Source organism: Maribacter sp. Asnod1-A12, assembly GCF_045063735.1.
Taxonomy (GTDB): Bacteria; Bacteroidota; Bacteroidia; order Flavobacteriales; family Flavobacteriaceae; genus Maribacter.
Genome location: NZ_JBEFNZ010000006.1, coordinates 2,215,001 through 2,227,514, shown reverse-complemented (window position 1 = coordinate 2,227,514; position 12,514 = coordinate 2,215,001). Strand labels below are relative to the sequence as shown.

Genomic DNA, 12,514 nt, shown 5'->3' with positions numbered 1-12,514 from the left:
TCACTAGACTGATTTTCTATTACTTGCACACCCTAAAAGAACATTCAATTAAGAAAAAGTTAAAATTCTTAAAATACGTGTAAATCAACACTTGCTCAACACAAAACAAAATCAATTCTAAACTAAAGAAAATTAAAATTGCCAAAAAGAAATCAGTGTAATTATAAAAAAAGCTGCTAGAAGGAAGTAACCGAAAATAAAAAAGGCTTTCATTTTCATGAAAGCCTTTTAACCTGTGGGCCCTACTGGATTCGAACCAGTGACCCCCTGCTTGTAAGGCAGGTGCTCTGAACCAACTGAGCTAAGAGCCCCAATGGGGGTGCAAATATATAATACTTTTACATTTCACAAAAGAAAAATCAATAAAAATTTAAAGAACTTCTGCTACTACAAAATTACTACCGCCAACATAAATGAAATCCTTTTTTTTTGCACGTTTTTTTGCAGCTATAAGTGCCTTATTTACAGAATCATAAATACAACCCTTAAAACCTGCTTTAAAAAAAGACCTTGCTAAATCTTTTTCATCAAGTCCTCTAAAATTTTTTGGCTTACAATAATAATATGTAGCCTTTTTAGGAAAAAGGGGTAATATTTTATTAATATCCTTATCCTTTACAAAGCCGATTACAATATGTAATTCGTCATATTTCTGTTTTTTTACTTGTTCCATGACAAGCGAAATACCTTCTTTATTATGTGCTGTATCACAAATTATAATAGGGTCTGAACCAATTTGCTGCCACCGCCCCATAAGTTGTGTATTATCTACGACACCTATCAATCCTTTAACTATATTACTTTCAGTTACTACAAAGCCAGATAACGCATTCAAAGTTGCAAGTACTCCTTTTATATTTTTCTTCTGATAAGAACCTAACAAACCGATTTCATAATTAGGATAATCTGCATCTTCAGCAAAAATTATTTTAGCATTATTATCTTTTGCGACTAAATTAAATACCTGTGCTGTTTCAATATTATACTCACTTATTACCACCGGAACACCCGATTTTATAATACCTGCTTTCTCGCCTGCAATTTTAACGATAGTATCGCCGAGCATATCAACATGGTCTAAACCAATATTTGTTATCAGACTAACCTCTGGCTTAATAATATTCGTAGAATCGAGTCTACCTCCTAACCCCACTTCGACAACAGCAATATCTACTTCTTCATTGGCAAAATAAGAAAATGCCATACCGACGGTCATCTCAAAGAAAGAAAGCTTGTTAGAAGTAAAAAAAGGCTTGTTTTCTTTAATAAAATCAACTACCCAACCCTCTCCTATCTTACTTCCATTAATTCGAATACGCTCTCTAAAATCCTTTAAGTGCGGCGAAGTATACAAACCAACTTTATAGCCAGCCTCTTGAAGTACAGAAGCCAACAAATGACTACTAGAACCTTTTCCATTGGTACCAGCTACATGTATACTCTTAAATTTTGTGTGAGGATTATTTAAATGGTTTACGAACAACTTTATACCATCTAATTTTGAGTTAAAAGCACTTTTACCTTTGTTCTGATACATCGGAAGTTGGGCAAACATCCAATCTAATGTTTCTTTATAGGTCACTCTCCTAACTTGAAATTTACCACTACGAAACCAACTTGTTGGCTCGGGGCATTACCATCTAAATTCCATTTATGCATAAATGCAGTTTTTTTAGCAGGATCTAGTAGACATGGGTTATTATTTGTTGTTCCTCTTACGCCAGGTTCAGCACTTATTACCTTACCATTGCGGTCTACAATAATTTTTACAACTACTCTACCAGACTCGTTACATTCTTGCTGCACTTTCCCTTTATTAACCAGAGACCGTCCATTTAATCCATAACCCCCAGTTCCGCTACCACTACCCGGACTGCCATAATAGCTGGTAGCATAAGGGTCACCATCTGGCTGACCTTTATCTCCTGCTTTATTATCGTCGCCTTCACTACCAGATGCCGTACCGTCAGATTTGTTTAGACCACCCATCATTGCGTCTAAAGCTTTCTTTTTAGCTTCTTGTTCTTGGCGAGCCTTATCTTCGGCATCTTTCTTTTGCTTAGCAATTTTTGCTGCTTCAGCCTTTCTCTTATTCTCCGCAGCTTCTGCTTTTCTTTTTGCATCTGCAGCAGCTTCATCAGCCTTTCTTTTAGCTTCTTTTGCCTGATTGATTTTTATAGCCTCTTCATTATCTTGAGTCAACAACTTTTCGGCAGGCGCCTCTTTCTCGGCCGCAGCTTCTTCGACTTCTTCCATAGGTTCCTCAACAGTTTCTGCAACTTCTTGTATTGTTGGCTCAACGGGAGGAGTATCTAATGGCTCTGATTGAATCTTTTCTTTTGGCTGCACTTTACCGCTTCCAAAATCCATAGTACCAAAATTAACAGAGATTCCGTTCTCTTCTGGTGGATCCATATAATTTAGACCGATATAAAACAGAATCAATAGCAGTGCACTTAACAACAATGTGGTAAGTGTCAATGATTTCTTTTTATGTTTCGTATCTAAAAATGCCATTTAGTTCGGGCGTACTGCCAAAATAACCTTATAATTATTTCTATTTGCGATGTCCATAACATAGACAGCTTCTTTAATCGCTACACTCTCCTCTGTTCTAAGTATGATAGTAGGACTATCTTGACCAGCTAAAGCTTTTTTCAATTCTATCTCTATATACTCCCCATTAATACGTTCATCATTGACGAAGTATTGAAGGTTCTTATCTATACTTACAGATACATTTTGGGTATTTGTAGATTTCCCTTTCGCTTTTGGAAGTAATAAATCTAAAGCGTTAGGCGAATTTGCGGTTAGCATGAAAAAGACCAATAACAAGAATACGATATCTGTCATTGAAGACATACTAAAGTCTGGACTGACTTTATTTCTTCCTTTTAATTTCATAGTATAAAATTAAAGAGGTTCGTTTAGTAAATCTAAGAATTCTACAGCGTTAGCCTCCATTTTGTGAACCACCTTATCAGTTCTGTTCACTAAATGATTATACCCAACGTAAGCAATAATACCCACAATAAGACCCGCAACTGTTGTTGTCATTGCTGTATAGATACCAGATGCCAATGAACCCATTTCTGCTTGACCACCACTACTGGCCATTTCATGAAATGCAAGAATCATACCGATAACCGTACCCAAGAAACCAATCATTGGGGCGGCACCTGCTACAGTTGCTAGAATACTAACATTCTTTTCTAGCTTATACACCTCAAGCGTACCTGCATTTTCAATTGCTGTATTTATATCATCTAAAGGCTTGCCAATACGAGAAACACCCTTTTCGGTCAATCTTGCTACAGGTGAATCTGTTTGTGCACAAAGTATTTTTGCCGCATCTAGTTTACCCGTTGTCACATAATCACGAATCTGATTCATGAAATTCTTATCTATTTTAGAAGCGGCATTTACAGCCAACAAACGCTCAAAATAGATATATAGAGCCACGCCCAACATTATAAACAAAACAGAGATAATGATAACACTACCCGTGCCGCCATTAAATATTAAATCTATTACGGAAAGAGTTTTCTCCTCAGACAATAATTCGTCGCTCGCATCTTGAGCCAAATCCTGGAATAATAACATAGTATTCTTTAAGTATTGAATTTGCCTTTATAACGATGATTTGCGAATTAAATTATCCATGAAGGACAAAATCTCTCAATAGGATAAAAACAATACCACCACTAATAAAACCAACAAAGGCTAACCATGCAATTTTTTTAAGATACCAGAAAAAATCTATTTTCTCCATACCCATGGCTACAACACCAGCTGCAGAACCAATAATTAACATACTACCACCTGTACCAGCAGAATAAGCAATAAAATGCCATAACGGATTATCTAAAGGTTCACTAAACATACCCATACTTGCTGCTACTAAAGGAACATTATCGATAACAGCTGATCCTAATCCGAATAACAATACAACAATATCAGTATTAGGTATTGCTTCATTTAAAGCTCCAGCAGCATTAAAAAGTATCCCTAAAGATTCCATAGCAGCCACTGCCAATAAGATTCCTAAAAAGAACAATATACTTGGTAATTCAATTTTGGATAATGAGTGGTGAACAGGACTATGATGTCCTTCACTATCCTGACCTTCTTGATCTACAGTAGAGATACTAAATTTCTTATTACTATATATTTCGGCAAAAGTTGCTACGACAGCCAAGGATAACATCATACCTACATACGGTGGCAAATGGGTAACAGTTTTAAAGATCGGAACAAACAATATAGCACCAAGACCTAAATACAACATTACTCCGCTATACTTAGATTTAGACTTATCTCCTTCCAAATCACCGTCAATCAAACCTTTAAACACTTTAAATCTACTTGCAATTACAACAGGTACAATCATACAAACCAATGAAGGCAGTAAAACATGAATTACTAATTGACCAGCACTTACCCTGTTCGCTATCCATAACATTGTAGTAGTAACATCACCAATCGGTGACCAAGCCCCACCTGCATTTGCCGTTATAACGATCATACCGGCAAACCATAATTTTGTCTCTCTATCTTTTATTACTTTTTGAAGTATAGTTATCAAAACTATAGTTGCAGTAAGATTATCAATAATTGCAGATAAAACAAAAGCCAATATTGAAAACAACCAAAGTAACTTTCCTTTTTGTTTGGTTTTGATAAAACCCTTAATAGTCGCGAAACCATCGAAATAATCAATTATCTCTACAATAGTCATTGCACCTAAAAGAAAGAATAGAATTTCTGCCGTCTTACCCAAGTGATGCAAAAGAGACTCCTCCATTAAATGCATCCTATCTAGGTGTTCAAAATTAGAGAAACCTTCGACTAGACTCTGTTGCGCAGAATCGAACCAATTTTCATAGCCATCTATACCTAGGGCAATTAACGCCCAAAGTATAGCCATCATGGCTAAAGCGGGTATAAGTTTATCTATTTTTAGATTGTGCTCTAATGTAATGGCAAGATAACCTGCCAAAAAAACAATAATAATGATGGTTTCCATTTTCGTTGGTTTTTTAAATATCTATTGATAAGGTGTCAAATATAAGTTCTAATTCCAAAAAATTAAATCGCCTAAAGATATTTAAAATTGTGTTTGAATACCTAATCAATTTACAATAAAATCAAAGATTACTGACATCCAAATACTTAAATATGGTCATTAATGAAAAACCACGTTTCAACCAATCATATTTTAACGCATAACAAAAAATTAAATCTCTTTAAATCATTAATCAACCGCCTTAGATTGATTTAAAAAGATAACAAAACTACTTACGTAAGTTTAATTTTTAACCCTGACTTCTTTATCTTTGAGAAGATAACATATACAAATTACTAGATGGATTTTTCATTAAATGAAGAACAAAAACTAATACAAGAAGCTGCTCGCGATTTTGCCCAAACTGAGTTACTTCCTGAAGTGATCGAACGTGACGACGCCCAAAAGTTTCCATTCGAAGAAGTTAAAAAACTAGGAGAACTTGGTTTTTTAGGAATGATGGTCGATCCAAAATATGGAGGTAGTGGATTAGATACACTATCTTATGTAATAGCTATGGAAGAAATTTCAAAGATTGACGCATCTACATCTGTAGTCATGTCGGTTAACAATTCCTTAGTATGCTGGGGATTGGAAAAATATGGTACTGAAGATCAAAAACAAAAATATCTCACAAAACTAACAACCGGTGAAAAAATCGGAGCATTCTGCCTTTCTGAACCAGAAGCGGGTAGTGATGCTACATCTCAAAAAACAACAGCAATAGACATGGGAGACTATTACATTGTTAACGGAACTAAAAATTGGATTACGAATGGCGGTACGGCGAGCACATACCTTGTCATAGCACAAACAGACAAAGACAAAAAACACAGAGGTATTAACGCCCTAATAATAGAAAAAGGTACCCCAGGGTTTGAAATCGGCCCTAAAGAAAATAAATTAGGCATTAGAGGCAGTGATACCCACTCACTGATGTTCAATGATGTCAAAGTTCCAAAAGAGAATAGAATTGGCGACGATGGATTTGGATTTAAGTTTGCCATGAAAACGTTAGCCGGGGGTAGAATAGGTATTGCCGCCCAAGCTTTGGGTATTGCGGCCGGTGCTTATGAATTAGCTTTAAATTATTCTAAGCAGCGCAAAGCCTTTGGAACTGAAATTAGCAATCATCAAGCAATTGCTTTTAAACTTGCAGACATGCATACAGCAATTCAAGCAGCTAGATTGCTAGTTTATCAGTCTGCATTAGACAAAGACAACGAAAAAGATTACGACCTTTCTGGTGCCATGGCAAAACTATATGCTTCAAAAGTAGCTATGGAAACAACCGTTGAAGCTGTTCAAATTCACGGAGGAAATGGGTTTGTCAAAGACTACCATGTCGAACGCTTAATGAGAGATGCCAAAATCACACAAATTTATGAGGGTACATCGGAAATACAGAAAATTGTTATTTCTAGAAGCATCTTAAAGTAACTCAAATTAAATATTCACCAACCACCCCTCTTTTTTATAGGGGTGATTGAAATTAAAACTATTTTAAACTTTGTTACCCTCTAAATAAAGTTAACCTCAATTGTTAGAAAGTTGTAAAAACTTAAATTTACCCCCTTCGACAAGCCTCTCATTTCATAATATTAACTTAAATTTATCAATCTGATAAATAGAAGGATTTAAAAATCAATAATTATCGATTTTTTAAGCTTTTATTTATTTCGTTGAATTTTTTATTTGAATTTATTCGAATCATTGAATATAATTCATATAAATTGATATTTTTGAAGAAATACCACAAAAGATGACACTGAAGAAGCAAGGATTATATTTACCGGAATTCGAACATGATAACTGTGGGGCTGGATTTATTTGTAGCCTTAAAGGAAAAAAATCCAACGACATTATACATAAAGCGTTGGAAATTCTTGAACGCTTAGAACATAGAGGCGCGGTTAGTGCCGACGGTAAAACAGGAGATGGAGCAGGTATTTTAATAGATATACCTCATGATTTTTTTCAAGCTGTCTGTAATTTTGAATTACCAGAAGCAGGCAATTATGCAGTAGGTAACATTTTCTTTCCCCGTAAAGAGAATCAGCGTGATTTTTGTATTTCCGTTTTTGAAGAAAACATTAAAAATCAAGGCTTAAAATTATTGGGATGGAGAGATGTACCTGTGAATAGATCTGTACCTGGTAGAATTGCAGCTGAAACAGAACCTTTTGTAAAACAAATATTCGTAGCGAAAGAAAGTGAAGATCAAAATTATTTTGATTTCAATCTTAAACTTTTTATCGCAAGAAAAGTAACAGAACATACAATAATTAAATCTAAGTTATCTGAGAGCAAGTTCTTTTATGTACCAAGCCTATCTACTAAAATAATTATATTCAAAGGATTATTAATGCCTTTGGACATAAGTTTATACTATTCAGATTTAATGGATTCTAGGGTTGTTACTAGATTAGCATTAGTTCACCAACGTTTCTCTACAAATACCTTCCCTACCTGGGATTTGGCTCAACCCTTTAGGTACATGTGCCATAATGGTGAAATCAATACATTAAGGGGTAATGTTACTCGCATGTATTCAAGAGAAGAGTTATTGCAGAGTGATATGTTCGGTGAGGAAATCAAAAATATTCTTCCAGTTATATTACCTGGAAAATCTGATTCAGCTACTATGGACATGGTTGTTGAACTTTTACTGATGACAGGTAGATCTTTACCTGAAGTAATGATGATATTAGTTCCTGAAGCTTGGGAAAAAAATGCAGAGATGTCAGAAGCTAAAAGAGCTTTTTACGAATATCATTCTTGTATGATGGAACCCTGGGACGGACCAGCTTCGATACCTTTCACTGACGGTAACTTTATCGGTGCTGTATTAGATAGAAATGGATTAAGACCCTCTAGATATACCGTAACAAAAGACGACTACGTAGTTATGTCATCAGAAACCGGTGTTGTTGACATAACCCCAGAGAACGTAGAATTTCATGGAAGATTACAACCTGGCAAGATGTTTTTGGTAAACATGGAAGAAGGTAGAATTGTTAATGATGAAGAAATTAAAGAAAACATCGCTCAAAAATTCCCATATAAGAAATGGTTAAATGACAACCTTGTTCACTTAAAAGACATTCCATATAACGATTGCCCTTTATTTTTAGGCGAGGAAACTTTAGAGAAGAGAAAGTCTGTTTTTGGGTATACTATAGAAGATATAAACACCATTGTACTTCCTATGGCGAAAGCCGGCAAAGAACCAATCGGCTCAATGGGTTCAGATACACCTATTGCTGTATTATCGCAACGCCCACAGTTAATATATAACTACTTCAAACAATTATTCGCTCAAGTAACGAATCCGCCTTTAGACGGAATTCGTGAAGAATTGATCACAGATATCAGTTTAACCCTAGGTAGTGACCATAATATCTTTGAGTTCTCAGAATTACATTGTAGAAAACTTAAAATTCAAAACCCTGTAATTTCAAAGGAGGATTTAGATAAAATCAAAAATTACGATGTAAGTCCCGATTACAAAGTTGTTTCAATATCAATGTTGTATTCCATTAAACAAGGGCATAACGGTTTAGAAGATGCTTTACAATCTGTATTAAACCAAGCATCACAAGCAGTAGATGATGGTGCAAACATCATCATACTTTCCGACAGAAATGTAACGGAAGATATGGCGCCTATCCCTGCATTATTAGCTTGTTCATTTGTAAACAGCGGTTTGCAAAAACTTGGCAAACGCTCTAAGCTAAGTGTCATAATAGAATCTGCAGAACCTCGTGAGGTACATCATTTTGCATTACTATTTGGTTTTGGTGCAAGTGCTATTAACCCATACTTGGTTAACGAAATTATTGCAGAGCAAATAGAAGAACATGATATTACAGAAATATCATTTGATGATGCTATTAAAAATTACAATAAAGCTGTTGGAAAAGGCATCCTTAAAGTAATGAACAAAATCGGTATATCTACATTGAATTCTTACCGTGGTTCTCAACTTTTCGAATGTATCGGTATTAATACTAAAGTAGTCGAGAAATACTTTCCGAATACACCTACACGTATTCAAGGTATCGGTCTATACCAAATAGAAAAAGAAATTGCATTACGTCATCATAAAACTTTCAGCAAAAAACATATTGATGCTAATTTAGATCTAGAAATTGGTGGTGAATACAGATGGAGAAGAGATGGTGAAAAACATATGTTCAATCCATTATCAATTGCTAAACTTCAGAAATCGGTACGTAACAACGAACCAGACACGTACAAAGAGTATTCGAGTATGGTCAATGAGCAATCAAAAAACCTTATGACCATTAGAGGTCTATTTGAATTCTCTAACTACGACCCTATTCCTTTAGAAGATGTTGAACCATGGACGGAGATTGTAAAAAGGTTTAAAACCGGTGCAATGTCTTACGGATCCATTAGCAAAGAAGCTCATGAGAATCTAGCGATTGCCATGAACCGTATTGGTGGTAAAAGTAATTCTGGTGAAGGAGGAGAAGATCAAAATAGATTTTACAAAAATTCGACTGGTGACTGGCGAAACAGTGCAATTAAACAAGTTGCTTCTGGCAGGTTTGGTGTTACTTCAAACTATTTGACCAATGCTAAAGAAATTCAAATAAAAATGGCCCAAGGTGCCAAGCCAGGCGAAGGCGGTCAATTACCAGGTCCAAAAGTAAATCCTGAAATTGCGAAAACCCGAAACTCTACACCTTACGTAGGTTTGATATCACCTCCACCACATCACGACATTTATTCAATTGAAGATTTATCTCAATTAATTTATGATTTAAAATCTGCTAACAGGAAAGCTAGAATAAACGTCAAACTAGTTTCTGAAGTTGGTGTAGGTACCGTTGCTGCAGGTGTTGCCAAAGCAAAAGCCGATGTTGTTTTAGTATCTGGTTTTGATGGTGGTACAGGAGCATCACCTCTAACATCTTTAAAACATTGTGGTTTACCATGGGAACTTGGTATTGCCGAAGCTCAACAAACGCTAGTTTTAAATGATTTAAGAAATAGAATAGTATTAGAATGTGACGGTCAATTAAAAACTGGTAGAGACGTTGCGGTAGCATGTTTACTTGGAGCTGAAGAGTTCGGATTTGCGACTGCTCCACTAGTAGCGTCAGGTTGTATTATGATGCGTGTTTGTCATTTAAATACATGTCCAGTAGGTATTGCAACCCAAAACCCTGAATTAAGAAAAAAATTCAAAGGAAAGCCAGAGCATGTTGTTAACTACATGTATTTTGTAGCCCAAGAGCTTCGTGAAATTATGGCTCAATTAGGATTTAAAACTATAAATGAAATGGTAGGTCAAGTTCAGAAACTAGATCGCAAAAAAGCCATTGATCATTACAAAGCTGCTGGTATAGATTTAACTCCAATTTTACACCAAGTAGACGTACCTAAGGGTACTAAATTCTACAATACAGAAAAGCAAAAACACGATATAGATAAATCTATAGAGTTTGATATTATAGCGAAAGCTAATCCTTCTTTGTTTAGAAAAGAAAAACTAATTTTAGATTATCCTATATGCAACACTGACCGTGCTGTTGGAGCAATAATAAGTAATGAAATTTCTAAAACATATGGAGTTGAAGGATTACCTATTAATACTTTAAGACTTAATTTTACTGGTTCGGCCGGTCAAAGTTTTGGAGCATTCGCAACAAGAGGTTTAACTATGATCGTCAATGGAAACACTAATGATTATCTAGGTAAAGGATTATCAGGTGCCAAACTAGTAATTAAAGTGCCAGAAAAATCTACTATAATTCCAGAAGACAATGTAATTACTGGTAACGTAACATTGTATGGCGCAACCGCAGGTAGAGCGTACATAAATGGTAAAGCCGGTGAGCGTTTTTGTGTTCGTAACTCTGGAGCCAAAGCTGTGGTTGAAGGAATCGGAGATCACGGCTGTGAATATATGACTGGTGGAGTAGCTGTGATTCTTGGAGAAGTAGGAAGAAATTTTGGTGCAGGTATGAGTGGCGGTATCGCATTTGTATTAGACAATAACAAAACCTTCAAAGAGAGATGTAGCACAGAAGGACTTAATCTTTTAGAAGTTACAGAAACCAATGATATCAAACAATTAAAAGATTTAATTGAGAGTCATTATAACTCTACATCAAGTCCATTAGCGCAACGTATTTTAGAGAACTGGGAATCATACTTACCTAAATTCGTTAAGGTTTTACCGGAAGAATACAGACAAGCTTTAATTAGATTAGAGCAAGAAAATTTACAAACTATTTAAGATCGGAATATGGGAAAGATAACAGGATTTTTAGAATTCGATAGAAAAATTGAAGCATACGAACCGGTTGAGGAACGTTTAAAAGATTATAAAGAGTTTACAATACCACTTCCTGAAAAGGAAATGAAAGATCAAGGAGCTCGTTGCATGGATTGCGGCATCCCTTTTTGCCATAGCGGCTGTCCCCTAGGAAATTTAATTCCTGACTTTAATGACGCGGTATATCGAGGTAAATGGGAAAAGGCAAGTGAAATTTTACATTCCACAAATAATTTTCCTGAATTTACAGGAAGATTGTGCCCAGCACCATGCGAAGAGGCATGTGTTTTAGGTATCAATGAAGATCCGGTTACTATAGAAAACATTGAGAAAAATATTGTAGAGACCGCTTTCAAAAAAGGGTGGATTACTGCAAAGCCACCTTTAAATAAAACTGGAAAGAAAGTTGCGGTTGTAGGTTCCGGACCTGCAGGTCTAGCTACTGCACAACAATTGAACAGAGCGGGGCATGATGTTACTGTATTCGAAAGAGATGAAAAACCTGGCGGATTATTACGTTACGGAATTCCAGATTTTAAAATGGAAAAGAATGTTATCGATAGACGTTTAGATGTTTTAAAGGAAGAAGGAATTACTTTCAAATGTGGAGTTCATATCGGTATAGATATTAAAGCCGATACACTTAAAGAAGAATATGACGCTATCGTATTAACGGGAGGTGCAACTATTAGAAGAAATTTACCTATTGAAGGCTCCGACTTAAAAGGTGTTGTTCAAGCAATGGATTTTCTAGGTCAAAATAACAGACGTGTAGACGGTATTATAGAATTAGGCGAAGAAATTAAAGCGACAGGTAAAGACGTAGTCGTTATTGGTGGTGGTGATACTGGTTCAGACTGTATAGGTACTTCTTTTCGTCATGGCGCAACATCAGTTTCAAATTTTGAAATTATGCCAATGTCAACTACTGAAAGACCAGAAGGTCAGCCTTGGCCTTTTTGGCCAATGAGACTAAGAACTAGTTCTTCTCATAAAGAAGGTGCTGAACGTTTCTTCAGTATTTCTACGAAGAAATTTCTTGGTGACGGTAATGGTAATTTAAAAGGATTAATAACTTCTGAAGTGGAATGGATTAAAGCTCCGGGTCAACGCCCACAACTTAAAGAAGTACCTGGTAC

General features: G+C 35.6%; 8 protein-coding genes and 1 tRNA gene (1 of these 9 only partly in view). 3 read left to right on the top strand and 6 right to left on the bottom strand.

Annotation, left to right across the window (positions count from 1 at the left end):
* Window positions 1–236: 236 nt before the first annotated feature.
* From ACJJVP_RS09455 to nhaD, 6 genes are all read right to left on the bottom strand, one after another.
* Window positions 237–311, bottom strand: a tRNA-Val gene (locus ACJJVP_RS09455).
* A gap of 59 nt (window positions 312–370) precedes the next feature.
* Window positions 371–1,582 carry a bifunctional folylpolyglutamate synthase/dihydrofolate synthase gene (locus ACJJVP_RS09450; RefSeq protein WP_405413083.1) on the bottom strand — a complete coding sequence of 404 codons (1,212 nt, stop codon included), beginning with the start codon at window positions 1,580–1,582 and terminating at the stop codon, window positions 371–373.
* A complete protein-coding gene (locus tag ACJJVP_RS09445; protein WP_405413081.1) occupies window positions 1,579–2,517 on the bottom strand; it encodes an energy transducer TonB in 939 nt (312 codons plus the stop codon). The genes ACJJVP_RS09450 and ACJJVP_RS09445 overlap by 4 nt, the downstream gene beginning before the upstream one ends.
* Window positions 2,518–2,904 (bottom strand): biopolymer transporter ExbD, encoded by a 387-nt coding sequence (locus ACJJVP_RS09440; protein ID WP_073247166.1) that lies wholly within the window; start codon window positions 2,902–2,904, stop codon window positions 2,518–2,520.
* A 9-nt stretch (window positions 2,905–2,913) separates the two neighbouring features.
* Window positions 2,914–3,603 carry a MotA/TolQ/ExbB proton channel family protein gene (locus tag ACJJVP_RS09435; RefSeq protein ID WP_405413079.1) on the bottom strand — a complete coding sequence of 230 codons (690 nt, stop codon included), beginning with the start codon at window positions 3,601–3,603 and terminating at the stop codon, window positions 2,914–2,916.
* A 52-nt stretch (window positions 3,604–3,655) separates the two neighbouring features.
* Window positions 3,656–5,026 carry a sodium:proton antiporter NhaD gene (gene nhaD / locus ACJJVP_RS09430; protein ID WP_405413078.1) on the bottom strand — a complete coding sequence of 457 codons (1,371 nt, stop codon included), beginning with the start codon at window positions 5,024–5,026 and terminating at the stop codon, window positions 3,656–3,658.
* 339 nt (window positions 5,027–5,365) lie between these two features.
* On the opposite strand from nhaD, the gene ACJJVP_RS09425 reads away from it, so the two are divergent.
* The 3 genes from ACJJVP_RS09425 to ACJJVP_RS09415 all read left to right on the top strand — a co-directional run.
* Window positions 5,366–6,505, top strand: a complete 1,140-nt coding sequence (locus ACJJVP_RS09425; RefSeq protein ID WP_405413076.1) for an acyl-CoA dehydrogenase — start codon at window positions 5,366–5,368, stop codon at window positions 6,503–6,505.
* Between the two features lie 322 nt (window positions 6,506–6,827).
* On the top strand, window positions 6,828–11,336 hold the full coding sequence (gltB, locus tag ACJJVP_RS09420) for a glutamate synthase large subunit (protein ID WP_405413074.1): 4,509 nt from the start codon (window positions 6,828–6,830) through the stop codon (window positions 11,334–11,336).
* 9 nt (window positions 11,337–11,345) lie between these two features.
* On the top strand, window positions 11,346–12,514 hold the 5' portion of the coding sequence (locus tag ACJJVP_RS09415) for a glutamate synthase subunit beta (protein ID WP_405413071.1). 298 nt of this gene lie beyond the right edge of the window; the window shows 1,169 of its 1,467 coding nt (coding positions 1–1,169); its start codon is at window positions 11,346–11,348; its stop codon lies off the right edge, out of view.